The sequence below is a fragment of the Peteryoungia rhizophila genome (assembly GCF_004912145.1).
Classification (GTDB): domain Bacteria; phylum Pseudomonadota; class Alphaproteobacteria; order Rhizobiales; family Rhizobiaceae; genus Allorhizobium; species Allorhizobium rhizophilum.
Window position 1 is genome coordinate 290,554 of sequence record NZ_STGT01000004.1, and the last position, 25,305, is coordinate 315,858.

Consider the following 25,305-nt stretch of genomic DNA (forward strand, 5'->3'; position numbering starts at 1 on the left):
GGTCTCAATCGCCGGCGGCTTTCGAAGAGAAATCAGAGAGCCTTCTCATGGAGGCTGTGAGCACCGGATCGTTAGCTAAGGCCAGATAAACGGAATAGATGTCGCTGTAAACCGAATGCCTACGCGGGTCAGGCGCATAGGTTAGGTAGCTCCTGCAGCCGAATCTCTGTGATCCATCCGTGACGTCCTGGACAATCCCGCTGGCTACCGCAGCATGGATTCCCGCGCCCAAGGCTGAAGGAAACTCCAATTGGGCCACTCGCAAAGGCCGACCTATCACATCGCATATCGTTTGCATCAAATACGCGTTTCGCAACGCTACAGTACCTGCCATCGTGGGAATACAAGTTTCAAATTCAGCCTCGCCACAAGAGTTTATAATCGAGCGCACTCCGAAAGACAGCGACTCATGCAACGCTTGACAGACGTCGAGGGGTGTCGTTTCCACATTCAGGCCGAGCAACAACCCGCTGAGAGTTTTGTCTCTATGGGGAATCCTGTTCCCACCGAACCAGTCCAGCGCCAGAAGACGGCCCTGCATCGGGGAGCGGTTTCTCATACAATTTTCTAGAAACTGAAATGCCTCAGCCTTTTCGAAGCCTACGGGAAATGTATCCACAAACCACGCAATCACGTCGCCAAACGCTGCCTGGCCCGCTTCGCAACACCATACATCTGGAGCGGCAGCCCCAAATGCTCCTATTTCGTAACCAGATGGCAAAATTTCAGAAGGTCCCCCAAGGCGCAGGAAGCTAGAGGAGGTACCGAGGACACCTAGGAACCCCGGCCCATCAGACATTTGTGCCGCCGGGATCACGGCATGAGAGTCGATTGCCGCCACGGCCACTATCGGCTCACCTAAAATCAGGGTCTCTCTAAGCCAGCTGCCAGACAGACAGCCCGCAACAGTCGCAATGGGATGTGGGTCAGCCAATCGCGACTCAAGATCATTACGTAGCTCTAGCGGATAACCCTGCCCAGGTCGATAAAGGGATTTGTAGGCGGCAAAGTCTAAGCTACGGCACTCATTACCCGTGAGCTGCCAGACCAACCAATCGCCCACTTCGATGAACCTTTCTGTTTCGCCCCAAATAACGGGCCGAATTTCAGCCAGTTCAGCCGCTTTGGCAAACATGCCTTCCCCGTTTACAAGGCTGCGGGGATTCATCTGTGTAATTCGGTCAGCGTACCGCTGGGCACCGCGGTGCTTCCAAAGCTTAATGAGCGCGTGGGGATCATCTGGATATGCGGCTTCAAAAGTCGTGCCGTCTGAACGCACCGGAAGCGGAGAACATGCAGTAGCAGCAATTCCGATACCAGCTACGTGTCTGTCAGTACCTAAGGTCCGCAGAATATGACGGCAGGCTTCAAGGTAATCAGAAGGCTTGTGGAGAACCATCTCTGGCGAGACATCCACATAAACGGGGCTGGATGCCGTGATTAACCCGTGGCGGAAGTTAACGACAACTTGGCCAACCTGCATACTGGAATTCACATCGATCAGAACGCCTCGGGCAGAGAGCGTGCCGAAGTCAATTCCAATCACGAAGCGAGCCACCACGACCACACCTATGTACTTATTTCCACGAAACTGTAGTGGCTCCCCTACACTGAGGCAACGTGATCTGGCACAGAAATCAAGCTTCTGCCCGCGCTATTGATGCCTCATTCTTCGGTCACGGGTGTGAGCTTTTCCGGATCTGGCTCTTGAAGCGATCTGAACCGGCGACCTTCATATTGAGTTGCGACATGTGGGCTAGAAAAACGTGAATTGCCTATGTCCGCCGAAAGCAGCGGCGTCTTGATGTTTTGTCCCTTATAGGTTACATATGCGAATGTTCACGATTAGGCGTACCCGCAATTATGCGGACTGGATCAAAAAGCTAAAAGACTTCCGCGCTCAAGCTCGAATGCCCAACCGTATTGACCAGCTGGCAGCAGGAAATCCAGGGGTTTAAAGCCGGTTGGAGACGGCGTGAGCGAACTCCGCATCAACTGTGGGCCCGGCTATCGGGTCTATTTCATCCGCGACGGGCCAGTTGTCTATGTTCGTCTCTGCGGTGGCGACAAGAGTACCCAAGATAAAGACATTCAACTGGCCAAAAAGCTAGCGCAACAAATGAATGATTAACGGCATGCCACTTGAGACATTTGAGTACGATTCTGCCAAATTCCTTGGGAGTGAGGAAGCGATTGCGGAATATCTTTTAGCTGCCAGCGAAGATGGCGATGCAAACCATATTGCCCGCGCTCTGGGTGTTGTTGCGCGCGCGCGCGGCATGTCCGATCTTTCTCGAAACACCGGGCTTACGCGACCTGCGCTCTACAGAGCATTGAGTGGGGAAGGCAACCCCGAGTTTGGCACGATCGCAAAAGTAGCTGACGCACTTGGTTACAGGCTGAAACTGGTATTGAAATCCGATGGCGCATCGGCCACGGCAGCAAAGTAAACGGCGCATTCAAGTCTCAGCTCTATTCCGCAATCGGTTTTGCGTAACAAATCTAACGAACATTTCTCGCACATTAGCTGGTGTACATCCACTAGCCGATTTATCACATCTTGCCGACAAATCAATTAGATAGGTATGCGTGTGAAAGCTAGTTAGAGGCGCGTGCTCGCCAGCCAATTAGAAACGCGACACTGGCGCTGCCGATCAGCCCCGATCTGAGCGGCAGACCCGCTTGCAAGATCAGATCGGGGCAAGTGGGCCGCACCTCTTCGGCTTTAGCTTTGAGGCTGGCTAACGTCATTCTGCGGCCTCCATGCGCGCCAAAGCATTCTTCCTTTACGTTGGCATTGACCAGTGCATCAAGAGGCGAGACTGTCACATCTCTAACTGGCCCGACTGTCGCATTACTAAATAGCTCCTACAATGCGCTACGGCGTAAGATTGAATTATGGAACCAAAGAGGCCAGTTTTCTCCCGGCTATCTGCAGACTGGCTGGTTTCATGTTGCTACATGCAGTTACTTTGGCTCGCAGGTTAAAGGTCCGCCATGGTGTCGGCAGTCTCTTCACAGGATGCCAAGACCAGGCGTTCACGCTGATCCTTGAGGTGTCGGGCGGGCGGAAAGCGATCATAGTCCGGCGCGTCGCTCCGTCATGACGGTCCGATAGTTGGCCAGCACGATGATGGCCCCGCCCAGAAAAACCCAAAGGTCGATCACCTCGCCATAGGCGTAGGAGCCGACGACGGCTGCGATCGGCACACGCAGAAAATCAATCGGCATGGCAACGGAAGCATCAAGGCGCTTCAGGGCTTGCGCCTGGCAGTAATGGGCGCAGAGAGCGCCCAGACCGGCAACCACCATCCAAGGAATATCGGCTGCATGCACCGGCCGCCAGTCAGTCAGGGAGGCCACGAGGCCGAGTGGCAGCTGGATGACGATCATCCAGACCACGATCGCAGCTGGTGAGACGTCGCGCGTCAGCCTTTTGACGAAAATCAGGGAGAGCCCGTAACCGGCGGCGGCGATCAGGACGAGACCTGCAGCCGGGTCGACCATCGCGATACCGGGACGGATGATGACAAGCACGCCAATGAAGCCACTGATCGTTGCGAAGATCCTTGGCGTCGTCATCTTCTCGCGCAAAAACAAGAAGGCAAACAGGGCAACCCAGATCGGCATGGTGAATTCCAGCGCGAACACGGAAGCGAGCGGCAGCATGACAACGCCGATCGTCCAGAGATACTGGGCCATGAAATGCACGAGGTTGCGCGCAAGATGCAGTTTGAAGAGCTTCGCATGACGCAATTCCGGCAGCAGCATCCGCCCGAAGGCGACGATGACACAAAGGCCGATCAGCGCGCGAAAGAAAAGCACCTGTTCGATCGACATCGTTCTGGCAAGCTCTCGCGACCCGACAGACATCCCGACGAAGGACACCATGCCGAGGACCATCCAGAAGAGCCCTTGGATGAAATGGGAGTGTTGAAACTGCGTGATTTTCTGCATGTTCGGTGCTTTCAGGTCGGACGTGTACCTTGGAAGAGCCCGCGCCCAAGAGGATGAGGATGTGTCAGGCCGCCGAAGGACCCGGATCGTCGAAACCACCCGAAGCATCGATAAGCTGACTGTGGCATCCATCCTTGCCGCCCGACACGAGACGCAAGTTCGGTCTTTGCAAACTCGTGACCACCTCCTGACCAATCATCTGCCGTTCCCGCCGCGATGCCTCGGGCTGGTACTCCACCGCTTCCAGCAACATGGTCTCTGCCACACCATTCGTGTTTTCAAACTCGATCTTCTGGCCTGCGCGAAGCCCGAGCAGAGCGAGACCACGCGGTGTCGTGATAGGCAGGAACAGGCCGACCGGGCCAGTTGCCTGGCCGGTCGAGATCACGCGGATATCGCTCTCGACGGCATGGGCGCGAAAGCGCACACGGCTGTTGACGCTGGCGACATCCCCCGGAAGATCGTCGCGGAACACGACGATGGCCTTTTGGATCTTGCGCCGGCAAAGCGCGACGAGCCGATCATTGCGGCCCTGCCAGTTGTCGCACAAGGCTTCGAGTATGCTGAAATCCTTTGTAGTCAGAATGTAGGTGTCGTTCGACATTTCGCAGTTCTCCATCGCGCTGTCGCCAGCGCGTCCATCGACATGAGCGGCAGATACCCCTGCGCGAACATCGCGCAGGGAGGCTATCCTGCGATGAGACAACCTCCCCGGATTGCGAGACGGGAAAATGCGGGCAACATCATGCCGGATCGGCCACTTCAGGAGATGCGACCTCTTCGACATGGAGGCGGTGCAAACGCCCGTCGCGTGCAACCCAATCGATGGACTGACCAGTCGAAAGACCGATCAGGGCCGCGCCGATTGGCGTCAGGATGGAGATCTTGTTCGCCGCAATATCCGCTTCAGCCGGGAAGACCAGCGTGACGCTGCGATCCTCCCCGAGATCGCTGGTGAAGCGGATCCTGGATCCCATGCGTGCGACATTGGCGCCGATCTTGGTGTCCTGAACGATACGCGCTCGGTCGAGCTCGATGAGAAGCTCCTCGGAAACAACGGGGTTCCGGCCGCCATGGGCCTCCGCTAGGCGGTAAAGCCTCTCGTGATCGGTCCGGGTGAGAACGATTGCCGGCTTACGCTGCCGTTTCTTTTCGAGAGCCATGCTCGGGCCTCCTGTACAAGACGCGCGGCCGCGCATTCGGCGCACCGCTCTGAAACAAAAACTGGGATTGGGTGTCGCTTCGTAGCCCATTGCCCCCAAGCGGGGACCGCTACCCATGCCCCACGACCGTATCGCGACGCGACTGGGCCGGGGGTTAGATGCCTGCGATGAGGCACATCCGTGTGCGGATGTTAAGGAAGCGTTCGATCAACATGATCAGAAGATGGCCGGCTCGGACACGGAAGTCAAGCAAAGTCGGTCGCCCACCAGACGGCATGACAGGACGGGCGATCTGATGCCGAAGAAACAGACCATCTGTGGAGGCTAACTCGACCTCGGAGCTTTTTGACTTCTATCAATTGGACACAAGGGCTAGCTTCCCATGTAGGTTTATCGAATCGAGCGGAATTAGCGCAGATCATTGCACCCTCTGCATTGTTTCGGCTGATTGGGTGTGAAATCAGGGGCGAAATGGACGACGTGCAACGAAATGAAAGACGATTGCTCCCCAACTCCTGGGGTTATGTCGTTGCTGTTCTCGGAACGGTCGCGATCGTCGGCGTGCCGCTTTTCGTCATGGGCGGCGCCGCTTCGCAAGCGCTCTCCCTGCTCGTGCCGATCCCGGTTATTGCCACAGCTATGATCGGGGGCGCGGCTCCGGCGTTGCTCGCCGCGGTCTTCGGCCTCGCCCTTTGGCTTCTCAACGTACATTCATCCGTCTCAGAAATCGTCGTTGCCCAAGCAGTCGCGCTTGCCGTCCTGGCGGCGTTGATTGTGTGGTTCGCCAAACGAAGAGATCAGGATCGGGAGACCCTGGCAGAACTCAAGGAAGCGCTGGATGATCGCGAGGCCCGGATGGGGTCCATCCTCGACACGGTTCTCGATGCCACCATCGTCAGTGACGAAAACGGGATCATCATTTCGTTCAACTCCGCAGCCGTCCGCCAGTTCGGCTATTCGGAAGCCGAAGCCATCGGTCAGAACCTGAAGCTGCTGATGCCTCAGCCCTACCGCGTCGAACACGATGGCTATATGCGTCGCTACATGGCAACGGGCGAAAAGAGGATCATCGGCGTCGACCGCGTCGTGGTCGGCCAGCGTAAGGATGGCTCAACTTTTCCGATGAAGCTCGCAGTCGGCGAGATCAAACGTGGCGGAAAGCGGTTCTTCACCGGGTTCGTCCGCGACCTCACAGAGCGAGAAGAATCTGCCGCCCGCCTGCAGGAGATCCAGACCGAGCTCGCAAGGCTCGGCCGATTGAATGAAATGGGAGAGATGGCGTCGACGCTGGCACACGAGTTGAACCAGCCATTGTCGGCCATCGCCAACTACGTGCATGGCTGCGCGCGCCTGCTTCAGAACGCGGTTGACGATCGCGATCTCCAGATCCGCGACGCCTTGCGGGAAGCGGGCGAACAGAGCCTTCGCGCCGGGCAGATCATTCGACACCTGCGCGAGTTCGTGACCAAAGGCGAGACGGAAAAGCGGACGGAGAGCCTGCGTCAACTCGTCGAAGAGGCCGGAGCGCTCGCTCTCGTCGGCTCGCGAGAAAAGCGCGTGCGCACGGTGTTCGACTTTACCTCGGACAACGACCAGGTCTTCGTCGATCGGATCCAGATTCAGCAGGTGCTCACCAACCTCATGCGCAATGCGATCGAGGCGATGAAGCAAACCGAAAAAAAGGAAATCCGCGTCAGCGTCTGTTCCGACAAGATGGGACTCCTGACCGTGACGGTCGAGGATTCCGGTCCCGGAATTGCTCCGGAAGTTGCCCAGGACATATTCAAGCCGTTCACGACGACAAAGGCAGGAGGGATGGGGATCGGATTGTCGATTTCCAGGCGTATCGTTGAGGCCCATGGCGGAGACATGACCTTCTCCAAGAGTGAACTTGGCGGCGCCTCCTTCAGTTTTACCCTGATCCAGCACGACGAGGACCAGAATGCAGCCTGATGACTACACCGTCCATATCGTTGACGACGAAGAAGCCCTTCGTAAATCGCTGGGGTTCATGCTCACGGTGAACGGTTTCGGCGTGAGGCTTCATGTCTCCGCAACCGCCTTTTCGGAAATCGCCCCGAGCCTTCGCAACGCGGTGCTGGTCACGGACATGCGCATGCCGGACATGAGCGGCCTCGATCTGGTGCGGAAAATCTCAAGCATTTCACCCCCGATACCCTCGATCATTGTGACGGGGCATGGCGATATTCCCATGGCAGTCGAAGCGATGAAGGCGGGTGCCGTGGATTTCATCGAGAAGCCGTTTGAAGAGGCCGTCATCATCGAGGCGGTGCGGCGCGCGGCCGAGAGGCTGGCGGACTCGTCGGCGGGCACGCTGAGCGTCGACGACATCCGCTCGCGCATTGGCAGCCTGAGCGAACGGGAGCGGCAAATTCTGGCGGCCGTCGTGGCCGGCCAGCCGAATAAGGCCATCGCGTTCAATCTCGATATCAGCCCGCGAACCGTCGAAGTCCATCGCGCAAATGTCATGACGAAAATGAGGGCACGTAGCCTTCCCGAACTGGTGCGCATGTCGCTGACAGTCAGCATCTAGCCGAATTCTCGCGCAATCCGACAATACGCTTGATCCATGACAAAGTGGCGCGTCGGCCAAGATGCGATCTGCAAGCTTGGTGAAAAATTACGATCGAGCTACTGGGATCCCATTGTCCACGTTGTCTGCCATTGTTGCTGTTGTCAAAGACCCGGCTTTGCTGCGGTCGATCAGCTTTGCGCTCAATACACATGGCCAGGCGGTGGAACAGTTCAACGACTGGACCATGGCAACGGAGGCGATCTGTCAGGCGGAATGCGTCATCCTCGACACCTGCCTGCCGCCCGCCGATCTGACGGCCGGCCTCAGTCTGGCCAGCCGGGGCATAAAGCTCGTTGTTCTGGCGGAGGACGACAGGGATTACGGCCGCGGAAACAGGCAGGACATTTGCGTACTGTCCAAACCGCTCAACGGGCATGATATCGCCAACGCAGTATCAGCCCTACGTAGAAATCCGTAGTGGAAGAACTCAATAGCGGCTAAGCTCGCAATCCAACATGATCCCTTCAACGAGAGGGAACATGCCGATGCAAACCGCCGCTTCCATCACACTCAATTCGCGCCTTTCCACATCGCCGCGTGTACGGTGCCAGGCGCATATCAGGCCGGTGACCTTTCATGCGCCGGACTGCGTGATCTATGCCCAAGGCGAGCGCTCGCGATCCCTCTACCAGATCGAATACGGGGCTGTGCGGATCTATCGCCTCCTGGCCGACGGCCGCAGGCAAATCGTCGCCTTTCATCTCGTCGGCGAAACCTTTGGCTTTGAGATCAATGAGACCCACAGTTTCTATGCCGAGGCCATGGTGAACACAGGCCTGACCACCGTCGAACGCGCAGCCGGCGGCCAGCTCAACGACCGCCTAGTTGGTGTCGCATTGAAGGCGATGGTCCGCGCTCAGGAGCACCTGCTTGTCGTCGGCCGTCAAAGTTCACTGGAGAAGATTGCCGTTTTCCTGGTCGATCTGGCTGATCGCCAAGGCGGCACTGACTTGATCGACCTGCCCATGAGCCGTATCGACATCGGCGATTATCTCGGCCTCACCATCGAAACAGTCTCGCGCACGATTTCGAAACTACGCGATATGGGCATCGTCAAGCTTCGCAATGCGCGCAGCATCGAGATCCTAAGACCGGAAAAGCTGCGCATGCTGAGCAACTAAACCGGATCGAGGGCTTGGGGCCAATATCGACCTTGCGCCTCCCGCGTTTCAGGGCGCATCGCCTTCTTGCCAATGCCAATGCCAAAGCCGAGGCCCACCGCTTGGCGCAACTATTACGACATCACGAAACATCACTTTGATTGACAGATCTGTGATCTTCCCTACCATCCGCCGTGAGGAAGAGGAGGAACGCCAGTGCATCCCAGCACCGAAAACACCACCACACTGTCTGCCTCCGACCGCCGCATGCGGCGTCGATCCGAGTTAGTGACATTTTTCATTCTTGCTTTTGGCATCTGGCCGATCCTTGCAGTGGCGGCTGTCGGAGGCTTCGGCTTCATGGTCTGGATGTACCAGATCATCGCCGGTCCACCTGGTCCTCCAGTTTAAGCGAGGAGGCCATGGTGACCTCACTTTCGCGGCGAGCTCTCCTTCGTGGACAGATCAGGCAGGAGCTCCGCATCCTGCCACCGGGTCTCTTGCGTCCAGTGGAAGAGATCTGCGATCAATGCAGGGCATGCGTTGATCACTGTCCGCAGTCGATCATCTCGATGCAGTTCGGCATACCGGCACTCGATTTCTCATCCGGCGGATGCGATTTTTGCGGCCAATGTCGCGAGCACTGTCCGCACGCGGATGTCTTCTTCGGCGCCGAACTCACCATTCCCCACAAGGCACAGGTGCAACCGCATTGCCTAGCGCTCAACAGCGTCGACTGTCAGTCATGCCGTGACCATTGTCCGACAGACGCAATCCGGTTTCATCCACGCGTTGGCGGACCGTGGCATCCTTCAGTTGCAGAGGATGACTGCACCGGCTGCGGACTCTGCATAGGCCACTGTCCGGCAAACGCAATTTCCATATCGGCAAGGAGTGGCTCGCATGTCGATGCGCAACCCTGAACGCTTTCATGTTTCCAGTGCCGTCGTTCTGACCTCTCCGACCGCCGCTGATCGTCTTGTCCAGATATTGGCAGAGATGCCGAACGTTGAAGTTCATGCTGCCGAACACGGCAAGATTGTCATCGTGATCGAGGGCAGATCCAGCGGCGAAATGGGCGCGACCCTTGCGGCTATCTCGAGCCTTCCGGACGTCATGGCCGCCAACATGGTTTTTGAGCATGCAGAGAATTTGGAGGAGGGTTTAATCAATGGACACAGACCTGACGCGGCGTAGTCTGCTCAAGGCCCATGCTGCCGCGATTGCGGCAGCCACTGCCGGCATCAGCTTGCCGGCCCATGCCCAGTCCGTTCCCGGTGGCGTGGAAGCGCTCGAGATAAAATGGTCCAAGGCGCCCTGTCGGTTCTGCGGTACCGGCTGTGGCGTCATGGTTGGCGTCAAGGAAGGGCAGGTCGTCGCCACACACGGCGACATGCAAGCCGAGGTGAACCGCGGCCTCAACTGCATAAAGGGATATTTCCTCTCAAAGATCATGTATGGCGAGGATCGCCTGAACACACCGCTCCTGCGCAAACGTGGCGGGCAATATGCCAAGGACGGCGAATTCGAACCGGTAAGTTGGGACGAAGCGTTCGACATCATGGCCGAGCAGTGCAAGAAGGTTCTCCGCGAAAAGGGACCGACAGCGGTCGGCATGTTCGGCTCCGGCCAGTGGACGATTTTCGAAGGCTATGCCGCGACCAAGCTGATGCGGGCCGGCTTCCGTTCCAACAACCTCGACCCCAATGCACGCCATTGTATGGCATCCGCCGCATATGCCTTCATGCGCACCTTCGGCATGGATGAACCCATGGGCTGCTACGACGACTTTGAGCACGCCGATGCCTTCGTTCTCTGGGGCTCCAACATGGCGGAGATGCACCCGATCCTCTGGACACGCCTTGCAGACCGGCGCCTGGGCCACGAACATGTAAAGGTCGCAGTGCTCTCGACCTTCACCCATCGCAGCATGGATCTGGCCGACGTTCCGATCATCTTCAAGCCGAGCACGGATCTGGCGATCATGAACTATATCGCCAACCACATCATCTCGACCGGTCGGGTGAACGAGGACTTCGTACGCGCACACACGACCTTCATGAAGGGCGTGGACGATATCGGATATGGTCTTCGACCGGACGATCCGATCGAGATGAAGGCGAAGAACGCCGGCGACCCGACCAAGATGGAGCCGATCGACTTCGACAGTTTCAAGGCCTTTGTCGCAGATTATACCTTAGAAAAAGTCGCCGAGCTGACTGGGTCCGATCCGGGCTTTCTGGAGCAACTCGCCGAGCTCTATGCCAATCCCGACACCAAGGTCATGTCTCTTTGGACCATGGGTTTCAACCAGCACACGCGCGGTGTCTGGGCAAACCACATGATCTACAATCTGCATCTGCTGACGGGGAAGATCTCTGAGCCGGGCAACGGCCCCTTCTCGCTGACCGGCCAACCATCGGCCTGTGGAACGGCGCGCGAAGTCGGCACCTTCGCGCATCGCCTGCCGGCAGACATGGTGGTGACCAATCCCGAGCACCGGCATCACGCAGAGGAGATCTGGAAACTCCCGGAAGGTCTTCTTCCCGACAAACCGGGATACCATGCCGTAGAACAGGACAGGATGCTGAAGGACGGCAAGCTGAACTTCTACTGGGTTCAGGTCAACAATAACGTCCAGGCGGCTCCCAATACCAGCAACGAGACCTATCTCGGCTATAGGAATCCGGACAACTTCATTGTCGTTTCCGATGCCTATCCCACGATCACCGCCATGTCTGCCGACCTCATTCTTCCGGCCGCCATGTGGGTAGAGAAGGAAGGAGCCTATGGCAATGCAGAGCGCCGAACACATGTCTGGCATCAGCTGGTCAATGCGCCAGGAGATGCACGCTCGGACCTATGGCAATTGGTGGAGTTTTCCAAACGCTTCACGACGGATGAGGTCTGGGCAGAGGAGATCTTGGCACAGAACCCTGATTACCGCGGCAAGACACTTTTTGAGGTGCTGTTCGCCAATGGCAAGGTGGACCGATACCCCCTCTCCGAGGTGGACGCCGACTATGCCAATCGCGAAGCCGAAGCATTTGGCTTTTATCTCCAGAAGGGCCTCTTCGAGGAATATGCGGAGTTTGGGCGCGGACATGGGCATGATCTGGCACCTTACGACGTCTATCATCAGGAACGGGGCCTTCGTTGGCCGGTCGTCGAGGGCAAGGAAACCAAGTGGCGCTACCGGGAGGGTTATGACCCCTATGTCAAACCCGGCGAAGGGGTGCGCTTCTACGGCAAACCCGATGGACGTGCGGTTATCCTGGCTGTGCCCTATGAACCGCCGGCCGAGTCGCCAGATGAGGAATACGATTTCTGGCTGGTAACAGGCCGCGTGCTCGAGCACTGGCATTCCGGTTCGATGACGATGAGAGTTCCAGAACTCTACAAGGCCTTCCCCGGCGCCCGCTGCTTCATGAACGCCGATGACGCACGGAAACGCGGGATCAACCAGGGGGCAGAGATCACCATCGCTTCGCGTCGCGGCGAGATGCGGACGCGCGTCGAGACCCGCGGCCGCAACCGCATGCCACCCGGCGTGATCTTTGTTCCATGGTTCGATGCCAGCCAATTGATCAACAAGGTGACGCTTGACGCCACCGATCCGATCTCCAAACAAACGGATTTCAAAAAATGCGCAGTCAAGATCGTTCCCGTGGCCTGACAAGAGGCCGACTTGGTGCCATTGCCCTTTTGGCAGCCTGTCTCATCGGTGGTGGCGTGGTCGCACAATCGGTTCCGCAATTGTCCGGCCCGCCTCAGCAGATGGAGAGCGTTCCGGCAAAGCCCCTGCCGAAATGGAATGTGGATGACGTGCGCAAGATGCGCGCCTATCCAGACCAGCCTCCCGTCATTCCACACTCGATCGAAGGCTACCAACTGTCGGTCAACACCAACCGATGTCTCTCCTGCCACAAGCGCGAGTTCACGGAGGGGTCGGGCGCGCCGATGATCAGCGTGACCCATTACATCACGCGGGAGGGGCAGATGCTGGCAGACGTCTCGCCCAGACGATATTTCTGCACCGCCTGCCACGTCCCCCAGGCGCAGACCAATCCTCTGGTGGGCAACATCTTCCGCGACATGAGTGATATGGGGGTCAAACTGATGGGCGAGGAGCACTAGAGATGCAGAGGCTCCGAAACCTGCTCTCATGGACATGGCGCGTTCTGACGACGCCAGCGGCGACGCTCAGCCTTGCCTTCCTGACGCTGGGCGGCTTTGTCGGCGGTGTGATGTTCTGGGGCGCTTTCAACACAGCACTTGAGCTGACCAATACGGAAGAGTTCTGCGTCAGCTGTCACGAAATGAAGACCAACGTGTATGAGGAGATGACGAGGACCGTCCACTTCTCCAACCGCTCCGGTGTCAGAGCATCCTGTCCGGACTGTCATGTGCCCCACGAATGGACGGACAAGATTGCCCGAAAGATGCAGGCCTCAAAGGAAGTCTGGGGCAAGATCTTTGGCACGATCAATACACGTCAAAAATTTCTCGATGAGAGATTGCGGCTGGCGCAGCACGAATGGGCAAGACTGAAAGCCAATGACAGTCTTGAGTGCAGAAACTGCCACTCCTCGGTCGCCATGGACCTGTCGAAACAGACGGAGCGTGCAGCTGAGATCCACACCCGTTATCTCCTGAACGGCAAGGCTACATGCATTGATTGCCACAAGGGCATCGCCCACGAACTACCGAACATGCAAGGCATTGACCCCGGCTGGACGGTGCCGGACGAGCTCGAGGGTCAAGAGCTTCCCACCGCATCTCCGGTCGACGAACTGCGCAATGCTATCGACCGAGCGCATAGCGGCCTTCTTGCGGATGGCGGAATCTGATACCCGCAATCGCCGACCATTGAGGCGGACTACAAATGGTAACGCCGCCACGGTCAGCACCCTGGCGGCGTCAGCCGAGCAATCTGCGCGAATGACAGTTTTTACTGGGCCGAAGCGACGGCTGCATCAATCCGCTCGCGCGCCTTCTTCGGCAGCTTTGCGGCATTGAAGGCGTCGAGATTGGCGGCAGGGACATCACCAACAAGGATGGCAGCGACCATGCCCATGCCAACATGCGGCGCGCATTTCACGCCATAGAGACCGGGAACGTCAAAGGTCACCTTGATCGTCTCGTTCATCTTGCCCTTGAACTCCGCCGCACCGTCCGGAATCATGCCCTTGATGGCTTCGGCATTGTGGCTCTTGTCGGTGGCGACGAATGTGACGGTGTCGCCGGGGGCAATCTTCAGGCCGGCCGGTTCAAAGACCATGGCACCCTCGGCACCCTTGTTCAGCATCTTGACTTCGAAATCGGCAGCGATTGAGAGGGCCGGGGCCGAAAGCAAGAGAACGGCTGCCATGGTTACACTACGCAGTTTCATTTTCATCTCCTTAGACAGAACACCTCGTTCCGTTGCAAAAGAGATAGAACAGGATGGACGAGCCTTCTTTGCGCAATATCAAGTATGAGAACGCTTCATCTGGTTAGCGACGTTCGGGGAGAGAATCCGCCAGCGATGCCAATTCGGCCATATCGCGCACCAGGAGTTTCTGCCGACCACCTTCGATCAGGCCCTTGCTCTCCCATGAACTAAAAATGCGCGAGACAGTGTGGATTGTCGTTCCGGTCATCTCGGCAATGTCCTGCCTTGAGATCGGGAAATCGATCCGTATTCCCGCAGCCTCCGCGCGACCAGCCTTTTGCGCCAACCTCAACACGGTATGCGCCACTCTCTTCTCGACTTCTTGCGTGGACATTTCGCGAATGCGGACATGGGCTTCCTCGAGCCTTTGACCGATCGTCTCCATCGCGCTGACGGCGAGTCTTGGATTTCGCTCCACGAATTTCGGCCAAAGCTCTGTCGGCCAGGACAGAACTATGCTTTCGGCAGCAGCAAGGGCTGTTCCTGGATAGTCCTGTCGCTGCAGGGCCTTGGCGAAGCCAAACAGGTCGCCAGGATGGACGACACGAACGATGATCTGTTGGCCGGCGCTCGTCACCTGAGTGACCTTGAGGCGGCCATGCAGAAGTAGAAAGAAGTATGTGGCAGGCTGACCTTGTTCAAACACGGACTCGCCGATCGGCAATCGCCTCGTTTGAGCGGGAACCAGCAGCGCGTCCAACTCGTCATCGGTCATCTTGTCGAACAATGACAAAGACTTGATGATCGTCCGATCAAGTTTCAAAATATATCCCTCTCCCGCCACCAGCGCACATTCTCAGAGCTCGAAGAGCCCAATAGTGGCTATTATGGCGAGTGTCCAATTCGAGGGGCAGCCTACCTCACAAGGCACCGATCGAAAAGAGCAAAGGGGCGTACCAGCGACGATCTTCGACCAGCCGGAAGCCGACATGGTCAGGGGGAACTCCGACAGAGCAGCCACCGCTTTTCGGGTCGCGGATAAACGAGCTTAAGGGCGATCTGTGTTTGCCGGCGGTGATGTAGACGCCGCAGGCTTCGGTTGTGACTGGCTGCCCTTCATTGACGAGGTCGACACGCCGGTTGCAGGTCGTTGTCCACTCCCAGATGTTACCGGCAAAATCGGCAAGGCCATGCTCGTTTTCGCCGAAACTGCCATGGGCAAGCGGTGCCGGTTCCTTTGATCTCTTGCGAGCCGCCTCGCGCTCATAGTCGGCGAGCCAACGCAATGCCGGGTTGCGATTGTCCGGGTCGATACCGAGCGCGTCGTCGGGAAACTTCTGACCCGCGGCAAAGGCCAACTCCACATCCCTTGGCAGTCGCCAGATTCCACCGCTCTTTTCCGAAAACCACCGGGCAAAAACCGTCGCGTCGTCATGACTTACGCCGGTTACCGGCATGTCAGAACGTGATGGAGTGGCCGATTCCCGGGCAGGACACGCCCCATCGGCCACGCAGGCATCGTAGTCCAGGGTGCTGACCTGATACTTCATGATTGTGAGAGGAGCCGTCATCACATGATCGGCCTTCGGCCCGTCGACGGCGTATCCAGCGCGGTAAAACTCACCCGGCTGACGGTAGGTGAAACGTCCCGCGGCCACCGAAATGGTTTGAGGCGGTGGCATATCGGCGCCACCGCTCATCCGCACGATGCCCGATTGAAACACGAGGGCGGTGGACAAAGCGCTGATGAGCAGAAGTGGCAGAAGCACCGAGCTGATAGAATTGGCCTGGCTGGGAGTGAGAACGGCGCCGGACATGGCGATTTCCAACGAGTTAGAGGAAGTCCACGGGGTGCCCATCGAGCACCCCGTGCAGTCACAAGGGTCAGCTTTCCGGCTTCACTACGGCGGTCATCAGATCGTCGTTCCAGTCGCCGGTGACCTTGAAGTGGCCGGCCGCACCCTTTTCGAAGGCTTCGATCAGGTTGTGGTTCACATAGGCGTAGATGCCCGGCTGCTGGAAGGTGTAGTAGGCAGCGCCCGCAGCACCACCAGGGATGAACCAGGTTTCCTGGTCGAGCTCCGGCGGGTTGGCGAATTTGCCGGTTGCCCAGACATAGTCGCCATGGCCGCCGATTAGGTGAGGCCGGGTGTCACGATTGGCCTGCGAATGCAGGATCAAGACCCGGTCGCCGACTTCTGCCGTCATCGCATTGTCGCCTGTCAGAGCTCCGACCGCACCATTGAAGACGATGTGGCTCGGGGTCAGCGTGTTCATCACTTCGAGCACATCCGAATAGGCGTCGCCGGCACTCTCGTACTTCTTGTAATTGCCGTCGGCATCCTTGGGGACATAAAAATCCTGCTCGCCGACATAGTATACCTTGTCATAAGGCAGATCATTGCCCTTGTGGTCCTTGAGACCGTCGCGCGGCAAGACCGTGATTGCGCCATTCATGCCAGCGGTCACGTGCCACGGCACCATTCCGGGAGGTGCGCAATGGTAGACGAAGACGCCGGCCTTGGTAGCCTTGAAGCGCAAGACGGCTGTCTCGCCGGGATTAACAAGGGTCAGGGCACCGCCGCCAAGCGCACCGGTTGCCGAATGGAAGTCAATATTGTGCTGCAGGCTGTTGGTGTCGGGGTTGATAAGCGTCACCTCGACATAGTCTCCTTCATGGACGACCATCATCGGGCCGGGGACCGAGCCGTTGAAGGTCATGGCATGGACCTCGGTGCCTGCATCGTCAACGACGATCTTCTTTTCTTCAATGGTGAGCGTGAACTCGACGACCTTGGGCGCGCCTTCGGCCTTTTGGCTATGCGCATGCACGAAGGGAGGTGCGACCAGATCGACCTTCACCCGCTCCAGCTTGGCGATGTCACCGGCAACGGCGGCGGCATTCGTTTTAATGTCGCCACCTTCGGCGCGTGCCACAGTCCCTGTCAGAACAGGGATAAGCGCGCTTGCAAAGACAGCCCCCGCAAGCATTGTTCTTCTGGTCAAATTCAGGCTCTGGGTCATAATCTTTTCTCCTTGTCGTGCAGTGAGCGTTTCGCCCGAACTGTTGAGACTGTTTTACTTCACGTCGCCCAGTTTTATTTGTCCTGGAACAAAGAACTAATGAGGAGAGTGCGTCATTCAGCCGCCGATCAAATAATAGTTTTGCCGGGGCCCTTTGATCGAGATCAATTACTTTGCGTGAAAGTCTCTGAGCAGCGTCGAAGGAATGTTTTTGAAAGCGATTTCCATGAAGGAAAAGGAACGAATAACCAGTGGCGGGATCCCGCGAGGCCTGGGGCGCGACGGCCTCGTTCTGCTGTCCTATGGCTTCCGGCCTTTTTATCTCGGCGCGCCTTTATGGGCCATTGCGACCATCGCAATCTGGATTTGCGCGACGAACGGCTGGCTTGAGGTGGCGGAAGTCTACGGCCAATCCGCTTGGCACGCGCATGAACTGCTGTTCGGCTTCATGCCGGCCGTTCTGGTCGGATACTTGATGACAACAGTTCCAAACTGGACCGGTCGCTTTCCCCTGTCTGGTAGACCGCTTGCGGGACTTGCCTTCATCTGGATCGCGGGTCGCATTTCCATGCTGATGGTCGCAGAAACATCGGCCTTCATCACCCTTCTGATCGACTGGATCTTCCTTCCACTCTTCGCCTATTTCTGTTTGAGGGAGGTCTGGGTCGCGAGGCGGATTGCGGATGCCAAGCCAATCCTTTGCCTCACGTCTCTCGCCCTTATCAATGGCGGGTTCCACATCGTTGCCATGAACGGAGGGGATGTGGGGGCCTGGGCGCGGGCAGGCCTTTCCGTCTATATCCTGTTGATCACGGCGACCACGAGCAAGCTCATCCCGAGCTTTACAAATAACTGGCTTGCCCAGGCAGGCAGGTCACGCCTCGCGCCTACAAGTCGCATAATTGATCGTTTTGTCCTGATCGCCACATTCCTTGCAGCGATGATCTGGACCTTCGAACCGTTTGGTCCACTCACGGCCATCATGGCCCTTGTCGCAGCCAGCTTGCACCTCTTGCGCGCAGCAAGATGGTTCAGGCCAATCATCCTGCGATCGTCGATGATCGCAGCGATGCAGGTGTCTTACGGCTTCATGGCTATCGGGCTGTTGGGGATTGCAGCAACCGCGTTCGGCATGCTTGGCCCGCTCGCTGCAATTCATCTTCTTGCCATCGCTGCTGTGACGGGAATGATGCTTGCAATCATGATGCGTTCGATCAGGCTTCATACCGGTCGAAACGAAAAATTCTCCTGGTGCCAGTGGCTATCCGTTCCATGCCTGCTTATCGCGGCAAGCTTGCGCATAACAGCCGATTTCATTCCCGGACACTATGCGCCGTTTATCGCTGCGTCGGGACTGTTCTGGATTGCCGCCTTTGTCTTCTTTCTTGGCGACAACGCAGGTCTCCTATGCCACGTTCAGCGACAACCCGGTCGTCAACCTTCACCGCCAACGCGGATCAACATGCGATAGGCACGCTTTGACGCGTCGAGATTGCCGACCCATTGGTGACCGCGTTTTTCCAGCTCCGCGCCGAGAAAGCGCGATTCCTCTGAAAACACCGCGAAGAGCACTTCGCCTGGCTCCATGAGCTCAATCAGCGAGAGGACTTTCTCCATGGGTGCCGGGGGCTGTTGTTCTGTAAGGTCGGTTCTCCACAAAGGATCAGGCCAAGCCGCCGCTTCCTCGGCACCGATCGAATGGAGAACTTCTGCAGAAATGTCTGGCGCCGGAATGAACAAAACCTCCCACTCGCCGCCATCCAACTCCTTGAGTTCGGCCGAATAGCCGCGGCGCGCCATGACGCTCAACAGCGGCATCGGGCGGAAGGTTGCAAGCAGGCGCAAACCTTCCCCTGGCTTCAACGCCTGAACCGCATGCATGATCGCAGGAAATGGCTCACCTCCGTCACGAAGGATGGGCCGCACGTCGAGTTCTTTGAAGTTGGCTGTCGTCGACATTTGACCTCCCAATTTTCGACTTCACCTGTCCGATCACGATGAATGTGCGTGGAGCAACCGCTGTTGACCGATCGCTCCCATGCAGTTCAATGACCACCACCGCAGTTGCAGTTGCAGCCTTCGTGTTTCTTCCGGCGAATGCGGACTTCCCATATCTCGGGACCACGGGAAAGGTATTCCCACCCGAACATCCCATCATAATGCATCTCGAGATGGTAGTAGAGCGGAACCGGATCATGATCGACGGTCAAGATCAACTGATAATCCGGAAGCAGCGAATTCAACATTCCGAATATACGGGGATGCCTCTCCACGCGCGGAATTTCGCGCACGTCGAGCTTGAGAGTTTGATCTTCAACAACAGTCATTCGCTGGCTTTCTTCAATGCAGGTTTGCGGGGTCGCATGCAGCTTAGGCTGCACCACAGGATACTGAAGTACCGGTGCACGGGCTTCGTTGTGCTGTGACAAGCAAAACCTCGAAAGCCTATCCTCTTTGCCTTTCGACAACGAAGTCCTTCGGCGAGCGGCTATCGTTGCGGCATGAAACCGGAGCGATATCATGAACGCAGAGATTATCCGCCGTTACGGCGAAAGCCGCTTGCCCCGTTACACGAGCTATCCGACCGCCCCCCGCTTCTCGCCCAGTATCGGAGCCGGCACCTATCGTGACTGGCTGGCCACCGTGCCGAAAAGCGATCCGGTGTCACTTTATCTTCACGTGCCCTTCTGTCGATCCTTGTGCTGGTATTGCGGCTGCCACACCACGATCACCCAGAAAGATGCGCCAATCCTCGACTATCTGACCGTTTTGAAACAGGAAATCAGACTGGTGGCGAAAGCCATCGGGCAGCGACAGGATGTCAGCGACATTCACTTCGGCGGCGGCACGCCCACCATCATGACGCCAGAGGAATTCCTCGACCTCACTGCGACGCTCGCCGCAGCTTTTGGCATTGGCGGAGCGACCGAATTTGCGGTGGAAATAGATCCGAGAACACTGACCGTAGAAATGTCAGAGGCACTGGGCGAGGCGGGGATAACTCGGGCCAGCCTTGGCGTTCAGAGTTTCGATCCCAAGGTGCAGAAAGCAATCAATCGCATCCAGTCAGCAGATCAGACGGAAACAGCCCTTTCGAACCTGCGCAAGGCCGGAGCCAGAAGTGTCAACTTCGACCTGATCTATGGTTTGCCGCATCAGAATGTCGACTCTGCAATTGAAACTGCCCGTGTGGCCTCGGCCATGCGCCCTGAACGCTTCGCCGTCTTCGGTTACGCCCATGTCCCGGCCTTCAAGAAGCATCAACGCCTGATCGACACGGCAGCGCTCGGCGACGCCCATGAACGACATGCGCAGGCGGAAGCCATCGCCACAACCCTGTGCGAAGCCGGGTATCGACGGATCGGTCTCGACCATTTTGCGCTTCCTGAGGATCAGCTTTCGATCGCCGCCGATCGCCAGGCGCTGCACCGCAACTTCCAGGGATATACGACCGACACCGCATCAACGCTGATCGGGTTCGGCTCCTCGGCGATCGGACGCCTTGCCGAAGGCTACGCGCAAAACGATGTCGCCATTGGCCGCTATGCAAGTCTCATCTCATCCGGTGAACTGGCCACGTCGAAAGGCTATCGCTTGACCCAAGAAGACCGCGTCCGCGCCTGGATCATCGAACGGCTGATGTGCAACTTCCAGGTGGATTTTTCAGCCATGCCGGATGGCTTTGAGCTTCCGGACGAGAGCTTCGGAAAAGCCAATCTGCCGCTCAAGACCTTGTTAGAGGAAGGTATCGTCAGCTGGCGTGGCGATATGCTCAGCGTCGACACAAAGCACAGGTTCCTCGTTCGAACGGTGGCGTCGTGCTTTGATGCCTATCTCGGCGAAACGGGCAGAACACACGCCACGGCGGCCTGAGAAAAAGAGACGAGAATGAGAAAGCCCGGCCCGATCGCTCGGTCCGGGCTTTCCCTTTGCGCGATCGCGGATCAGCGAACGAGCGCGCGGTAGATCTGCGGCAGTGCGGCCGGCAGGCGCCGGATATCGGGCACGACGGCGTAGCCGTGATGACCAAAGACGGCGGGTACGTAAGTCTTGGCATCCTGATCGACGGTGACACCGAAAACGTGAATGCCGAAGCGACGGGCCTCGGTGACTGCCCGTCGGGTATCTTCAAGCGCGAAACGCCCTTCATAGTGATCCACGTCATTCGGTTTTCCGTCGGTCAGAACAAGCAGCAGGTGCTTTCTGTTGGGGCGCTCTGCAAGCTTGGCCGTTGCGTGACGGATTGCTGCCCCCATGCGGGTATAATAACCGGGTTTAAGGGCTGCGATGCGCTGGCGCACCAGCACGCTCATCGGCTCATCAAAGCCCTTGATCGTCTCAACGCGAACCCAGTCCCTCCGTCTCGACGTGAAGCTCAGGATGGAATGCATATCGCCGCAGGCGGCCAATCCCTCGGCCAACACCAGAAGAGCCTCCTTCTCGACATCGAGCACCCGGCGGTCGTTGAACCAGGCGTCGGTTGATAGAGAAACGTCTACCAGGAGCGTGACAGCAAGATCATGTGCCTGCGGGCGGCTCGACAGATGGATGCGGTCCGAGCATTCGCCACTTGCGGCAAGCTCCGTGCGGCTGCGCACGACGGCATCCAGGTCGAGATCGGCACCGTCAACCTGTGCACGCAGCACCTCATGGCGCGGACGCATTGCCTCGAACTGGCGCCGCACGCGGCGGATTAGCGCCTTCATCTCCTCCGATGGGATTTGGCTGGATTCTTCGCTCGGGCCAGGACCTGCCACTACACGGCAATGATCCTTTAGATAGACGCCACGGCGATAGTCCCATTCTGGATAGGTGAGATCGGCTTCGAGTGCAGAATGGATCAACGCCTCCGGTGGTAGGTCGAGGTCGAACCGAAATTTCGCGGCAGGCCGGCCCTTTCGTTCCCCAAGCACCATCTCATCGAGTTCGTCAGCGGCCGACGCATCGTGATCGTCGCTGTCGTCTGCGGGACGGTCGACATTGACCATCTCGGCCATCGCGAGGATCTTCTCGAAGCGATTGAGGATGAAGGGGCTGCGTTCACCCTTGGCGGCGGAATCCTTCTCGCGGATCGCCACATGGCGTCCAGCGGCTTGTGCATCCTCCTGACTAAAGCCGACCGGTTGATCCTTTTCCTGGCAACCAGTCCATTCCTCCCTGATGACCGCCTGCGGCCAGAGGGGCACCGGCAACATCGGCAGGTAGCCGGGGGGCGTTTTGGCAGGGAAGTCTGTTTCCACGGAAAGCGGCGCGAGGCCGCCACCTTGGCGCAGGAGGTCAATCACCCGGTCTTCGAGAACGCCCTCGACCCGCGGCAGCGAGCCGCGCCGACGTTCCGACAGGAGAGCAAGGCATAGCCGGCGATAGCGATCGACAAGACCGGGGAACGCGGCGAGAACCTCTTCCTGGAGTTTGGAGGCGGCCTCCAGCATGGCAAGATCAGCTTTCAGCGGATCAGTTTCGGTTATCGATTCAAGCGGCATCACGGCCATGGCAGCGACGAGCCATAAATAGAGGTCGCGATTGAGCGCCGGCTCCGGCATCAGGTCGAGCACCGGGGGCAACATCACGCTCGCCTCGTCGCGTGCCGGATGGACGAGCTTCTCCTCGCCCAGGCCTAAGCGCTGGCGCAGCTTCAGACGATGCTGCGAGGTTCGGCCTCGCGCCGGGACCAGTTGCACCGTCCTCTCGCCGCCGAAGCCGCGAAAGCAGACGGAGAGTACCGGCAGCATCTCGTCCAGCGTGATCGCCGCTTCGGGGTAACGTGGCCAGGTGCGGGTGTCGCCAGCCAGCCGGTGCCAGGCACGGCCGACCGTTTCCTCAAGCTCCAGAAAGTCCAGCATGTCACTGCTCCCTAGCGGATGACCGCTTGCGAGAGTTCAAGAAGTGCCGCCCGCACATCCGGCTCGTCAGTCAGCGGCTCGATCATGGCGGCACGAACGGCGTCGCTTGGAGAAAGACCGGCATCGATGAGGCTGGCACAATAGACGAGCAGCCGCGTCGAGACGCCTTCTTCCAGGTCATGGCCCTTCAGCGCGCGCAGCCGCCTGGCGAGCTCAACGAGAGGCTCGACCGCAACAGCCGGCAATCCGCTTTCCGACGAGACAACTTCAATCTCCCTCGCTTTTGGCAGGAAGTCGAACTCGATGGCGACAAATCGTTGACGGGTTGACGGCTTCAATGCCTTGAGCAGGCTCTGATAGCCGGGATTGTAGGAGACAACCAGCATGAAGGCCGGCGGCGCTTCGAGCTCTTCGCCTGTGCGTTCCAAGGGCAGAATGCGCCGGTCATCGGTCAGAGGATGGAGCACGACGGCGACATCCTTGCGTGCCTCGACTACTTCGTCGAGATAGCAGACGCCGCCGTCCCGAACAGCACGGGTGAGCGGCCCATCGACCCAGACCGTTTCGCCGCCTTTCAAGAGGAAACGACCCGTGAGATCGGCAGCCGCCAGATCGTCGTGGCAGGAGACGGTGGTCAGCGGTAAGCCAAGCTTCTGGGCCATATGGCTGACAAAACGGGTCTTACCGCAGCCTGTCGGTCCTTTGAGGAGAAGCGGCAACTGCCGCGTCCAGGCTGTCTCGAAGAGCGTGCATTCGTTGCCGGCTGGAGAATAGGCCGGAATATCCGGCTGAATGTTGCGGGCGATAATGTTCATGGTACTGATCCTTCAAAACTGGGGAGCGCCCCGCCGCTTTTGCAACAGCGGGGCCGCTGTTTCACTCGGCAGGCTCGACATAGCTGCCGAAGGCGGGCTCTTTTTCCTTGCCCGGCATCAACACGGCCCAGACGAACATCAGGGCGGAGACCAGCACGACGGCACCGGAACCGAGGCGCACCCAGTAGAACAGGGCCAATTGGTCCTGGACAGCCATGTAGCTTTCGCCCAGCACGCGCTGCAGATGCACCTGCAGGACACCGGCAAAGGTAAGCGCAAAGGTCATGACCGACATGGCCGTGCACATCATCCAGAAGCTCGCGATAGACAGCCATTGGTTATAGGGCTGGCGGCCGCGCATTTCCGGAATGGCATAGGCCATGATCGCAAGGTTGAGCATCACATAGGCGCCGAAGAAAGCGAGGTGCCCGTGGGCTGCCGTCACTTGCGTGCCATGGGTGTAGTAATTCACCGATGACAGCGTATGCAGGAAGCCCCAGACGCCGGCACCAAAGAAGGCCATGACCGAGCAGCCGATCGACCACAGCAGTGCTGCCTTGTTCGGATGCTTGCGGCCGGCCTTCCAGGTCATCACGAAGGTGAATATGACCATGGTGAAGAACGGTGCCACTTCGAGCGTCGAGAACAGCGAGCCGATCCACTGCCAGTAGCCCGGCGCGCCGATCCAGTAATAGTGGTGGCCCGTGCCGAGAATGCCCGAAAAGAGCGCCAGGCCGATGATGACATATAGCCACTTCTCGACCACTTCGCGGTCGATGCCGTTGAGCTTGATCATCAAGAAGGCGAGCACCGAGGCCATGATCAGCTCCCAGACGCCTTCGACCCAGAGGTGGACGACATACCACCAGTACATCTTGTCGAGTGCCAGGTTCGTTGGGTTGTAGAAGGCAAAGAGGAAGAAGATCGCGACACCCCAAAGACCGAAGATCAGGATGTTGGTGACGACAGTCTTGCGGCCCTTCAGCGATGTCATGGTGACATTGAACAGAAGCATCAATGCGACAATGACGATGCCGATCTTGATGATGAAGGGTTGCTCGAGAAATTCGCGGCCTTCATGGATGCCGAAGAGGTATCCGACGACGGCTGCGGCTGCGGCGATCAGAAAGATCCAGAACTGCACGATGGCAAGCTTTGGGCTGTAAAGCTCCGTCTCCGCCTCTTCCGGCAGCAGATAATAGGTCGCGCCCATGAAGCCCATTAGCAACCAGACGATCAGGGCGTTGGTGTGGATCATGCGCACGATGTTGAACGGCAGGAGCTCGGAGAGCGTATTGGGCAGGACGTAGATCGTGCCCGCGACGACCCCGAACAGGACCTGGGCAACGAAGAGGCCAAGCGCGCCGTAGAAATACAGCATCGCGACCTTCTGGCTTTGATATTTCATTTATTGTCTCCTTGGGTCACGAAGG

27 protein-coding genes are annotated in these 25,305 nt (G+C 58.1%); 14 read left to right on the top strand and 13 right to left on the bottom strand.

From position 1 onward, the window contains the following. Positions 1–4: 4 nt before the first annotated feature. A complete protein-coding gene (locus E9677_RS17410) occupies positions 5–1,558 on the bottom strand; it encodes an FGGY-family carbohydrate kinase (RefSeq protein WP_136559325.1) in 1,554 nt (517 codons plus the stop codon). A gap of 417 nt (positions 1,559–1,975) precedes the next feature. On the opposite strand from E9677_RS17410, the gene E9677_RS25820 reads away from it, so the two are divergent. Next, complete coding sequence (locus E9677_RS25820; protein ID WP_328591174.1) at positions 1,976–2,131, top strand: type II toxin-antitoxin system RelE/ParE family toxin; 156 nt, start codon at positions 1,976–1,978, stop codon at positions 2,129–2,131. 4 nt (positions 2,132–2,135) lie between these two features. Next, a complete protein-coding gene (locus tag E9677_RS17420; RefSeq protein WP_136559326.1) occupies positions 2,136–2,450 on the top strand; it encodes an addiction module antidote protein in 315 nt (104 codons plus the stop codon). A 628-nt stretch (positions 2,451–3,078) separates the two neighbouring features. On the opposite strand, the gene E9677_RS17425 is transcribed toward E9677_RS17420, so the two are convergent. The 3 genes from E9677_RS17425 to rnk all read right to left on the bottom strand — a co-directional run bounded on the left by E9677_RS17425 (position 3,079) and on the right by rnk (position 5,120). Next, entirely contained in the window at positions 3,079–3,957 is an 879-nt protein-coding gene (locus E9677_RS17425) for a DMT family transporter (protein WP_136559327.1), read from the bottom strand. Between the two features lie 64 nt (positions 3,958–4,021). Further along, complete coding sequence (locus tag E9677_RS17430) at positions 4,022–4,561, bottom strand: nucleoside-diphosphate kinase (RefSeq protein WP_136559328.1); 540 nt, start codon at positions 4,559–4,561, stop codon at positions 4,022–4,024. A 139-nt stretch (positions 4,562–4,700) separates the two neighbouring features. Then, complete coding sequence (gene rnk, locus E9677_RS17435; RefSeq protein WP_136559329.1) at positions 4,701–5,120, bottom strand: nucleoside diphosphate kinase regulator; 420 nt, start codon at positions 5,118–5,120, stop codon at positions 4,701–4,703. 471 nt (positions 5,121–5,591) lie between these two features. Here rnk and E9677_RS17440 point away from each other — a divergent pair, with 471 nt between their 5' ends. The 10 genes from E9677_RS17440 to E9677_RS17485 all read left to right on the top strand — a co-directional run bounded on the left by E9677_RS17440 (position 5,592) and on the right by E9677_RS17485 (position 13,666). After that, positions 5,592–7,073, top strand: coding sequence for a PAS domain-containing sensor histidine kinase (locus E9677_RS17440; RefSeq protein ID WP_408014741.1), 1,482 nt, complete (start codon positions 5,592–5,594; stop codon positions 7,071–7,073). Next, positions 7,063–7,674, top strand: a complete 612-nt coding sequence (fixJ, locus tag E9677_RS17445; protein WP_136559331.1) for a response regulator FixJ — start codon at positions 7,063–7,065, stop codon at positions 7,672–7,674. The genes E9677_RS17440 and fixJ overlap by 11 nt, the downstream gene beginning before the upstream one ends. Positions 7,675–7,795: 121 nt before the next feature. Then, a complete protein-coding gene (locus tag E9677_RS17450; RefSeq protein WP_205910162.1) occupies positions 7,796–8,134 on the top strand; it encodes a hypothetical protein in 339 nt (112 codons plus the stop codon). Between the two features lie 61 nt (positions 8,135–8,195). After that, on the top strand, positions 8,196–8,837 hold the full coding sequence (locus E9677_RS17455) for a helix-turn-helix domain-containing protein (RefSeq protein WP_328591175.1): 642 nt from the start codon (positions 8,196–8,198) through the stop codon (positions 8,835–8,837). A 225-nt stretch (positions 8,838–9,062) separates the two neighbouring features. After that, positions 9,063–9,227 (top strand): periplasmic nitrate reductase, NapE protein, encoded by a 165-nt coding sequence (gene napE, locus E9677_RS17460; RefSeq protein ID WP_268960316.1) that lies wholly within the window; start codon positions 9,063–9,065, stop codon positions 9,225–9,227. A gap of 11 nt (positions 9,228–9,238) precedes the next feature. Beyond that, the gene (locus E9677_RS17465; RefSeq protein WP_136559333.1) at positions 9,239–9,739 is read left to right on the top strand and encodes a ferredoxin-type protein NapF; all 501 of its coding nucleotides are present in this window, start codon (positions 9,239–9,241) and stop codon (positions 9,737–9,739) included. Beyond that, positions 9,720–10,013: a chaperone NapD gene (locus E9677_RS17470; RefSeq protein ID WP_136559334.1), complete on the top strand. Its 294-nt coding sequence runs from the start codon at positions 9,720–9,722 to the stop codon at positions 10,011–10,013. Before E9677_RS17465 ends, E9677_RS17470 begins: the two co-directional genes overlap by 20 nt. Next, the gene (gene napA / locus E9677_RS17475; RefSeq protein ID WP_136559335.1) at positions 9,988–12,492 is read left to right on the top strand and encodes a periplasmic nitrate reductase subunit alpha; all 2,505 of its coding nucleotides are present in this window, start codon (positions 9,988–9,990) and stop codon (positions 12,490–12,492) included. Before E9677_RS17470 ends, napA begins: the two co-directional genes overlap by 26 nt. After that, positions 12,462–12,953, top strand: coding sequence for a nitrate reductase cytochrome c-type subunit (locus E9677_RS17480; RefSeq protein ID WP_136559336.1), 492 nt, complete (start codon positions 12,462–12,464; stop codon positions 12,951–12,953). Before napA ends, E9677_RS17480 begins: the two co-directional genes overlap by 31 nt. A gap of 2 nt (positions 12,954–12,955) precedes the next feature. Further along, positions 12,956–13,666 carry a NapC/NirT family cytochrome c gene (locus E9677_RS17485; protein ID WP_136559337.1) on the top strand — a complete coding sequence of 237 codons (711 nt, stop codon included), beginning with the start codon at positions 12,956–12,958 and terminating at the stop codon, positions 13,664–13,666. Between the two features lie 101 nt (positions 13,667–13,767). Here the strand turns inward: E9677_RS17485 and E9677_RS17490 are convergent, their stop codons facing one another. The 4 genes from E9677_RS17490 to nirK form a co-directional block, all read right to left on the bottom strand. Then, positions 13,768–14,208 carry a pseudoazurin gene (locus E9677_RS17490; protein WP_408014742.1) on the bottom strand — a complete coding sequence of 147 codons (441 nt, stop codon included), beginning with the start codon at positions 14,206–14,208 and terminating at the stop codon, positions 13,768–13,770. 103 nt (positions 14,209–14,311) lie between these two features. Next, positions 14,312–15,013, bottom strand: a complete 702-nt coding sequence (locus tag E9677_RS17495) for a Crp/Fnr family transcriptional regulator (protein WP_136559339.1) — start codon at positions 15,011–15,013, stop codon at positions 14,312–14,314. A gap of 97 nt (positions 15,014–15,110) precedes the next feature. Beyond that, positions 15,111–16,007: an SUMF1/EgtB/PvdO family nonheme iron enzyme gene (locus E9677_RS17500; RefSeq protein WP_136559340.1), complete on the bottom strand. Its 897-nt coding sequence runs from the start codon at positions 16,005–16,007 to the stop codon at positions 15,111–15,113. Between the two features lie 67 nt (positions 16,008–16,074). Continuing rightward, complete coding sequence (gene nirK / locus E9677_RS17505) at positions 16,075–17,214, bottom strand: copper-containing nitrite reductase (protein WP_136559341.1); 1,140 nt, start codon at positions 17,212–17,214, stop codon at positions 16,075–16,077. A gap of 211 nt (positions 17,215–17,425) precedes the next feature. Here nirK and E9677_RS17510 point away from each other — a divergent pair, with 211 nt between their 5' ends. Continuing rightward, the gene (locus tag E9677_RS17510) at positions 17,426–18,685 is read left to right on the top strand and encodes an NnrS family protein (protein ID WP_168801255.1); all 1,260 of its coding nucleotides are present in this window, start codon (positions 17,426–17,428) and stop codon (positions 18,683–18,685) included. On the opposite strand, the gene E9677_RS17515 is transcribed toward E9677_RS17510, so the two are convergent. After that, positions 18,649–19,173: a DUF2249 domain-containing protein gene (locus E9677_RS17515; protein WP_136559343.1), complete on the bottom strand. Its 525-nt coding sequence runs from the start codon at positions 19,171–19,173 to the stop codon at positions 18,649–18,651. The genes E9677_RS17510 and E9677_RS17515 overlap by 37 nt on opposite strands. Before the next feature lie 86 nt (positions 19,174–19,259). Further along, positions 19,260–19,643 (bottom strand): DUF2249 domain-containing protein, encoded by a 384-nt coding sequence (locus E9677_RS17520; protein ID WP_235883016.1) that lies wholly within the window; start codon positions 19,641–19,643, stop codon positions 19,260–19,262. A 91-nt stretch (positions 19,644–19,734) separates the two neighbouring features. Between E9677_RS17520 and hemN the strand changes: the two genes are divergently transcribed. Next, a complete protein-coding gene (hemN, locus tag E9677_RS17525) occupies positions 19,735–21,087 on the top strand; it encodes an oxygen-independent coproporphyrinogen III oxidase (protein WP_136559344.1) in 1,353 nt (450 codons plus the stop codon). Positions 21,088–21,158: 71 nt separating this feature from the next. On the opposite strand, the gene E9677_RS17530 is transcribed toward hemN, so the two are convergent. The 3 genes from E9677_RS17530 to E9677_RS17540 all read right to left on the bottom strand — a co-directional run bounded on the left by E9677_RS17530 (position 21,159) and on the right by E9677_RS17540 (position 25,280). Beyond that, positions 21,159–23,057: a nitric oxide reductase activation protein NorD gene (locus tag E9677_RS17530; RefSeq protein ID WP_136559345.1), complete on the bottom strand. Its 1,899-nt coding sequence runs from the start codon at positions 23,055–23,057 to the stop codon at positions 21,159–21,161. A gap of 11 nt (positions 23,058–23,068) precedes the next feature. Further along, on the bottom strand, positions 23,069–23,872 hold the full coding sequence (locus tag E9677_RS17535; protein WP_136559346.1) for a CbbQ/NirQ/NorQ/GpvN family protein: 804 nt from the start codon (positions 23,870–23,872) through the stop codon (positions 23,069–23,071). A gap of 61 nt (positions 23,873–23,933) precedes the next feature. Beyond that, on the bottom strand, positions 23,934–25,280 hold the full coding sequence (locus E9677_RS17540) for a nitric-oxide reductase large subunit (RefSeq protein ID WP_136559347.1): 1,347 nt from the start codon (positions 25,278–25,280) through the stop codon (positions 23,934–23,936). Positions 25,281–25,305: the final 25 nt, after the last annotated feature.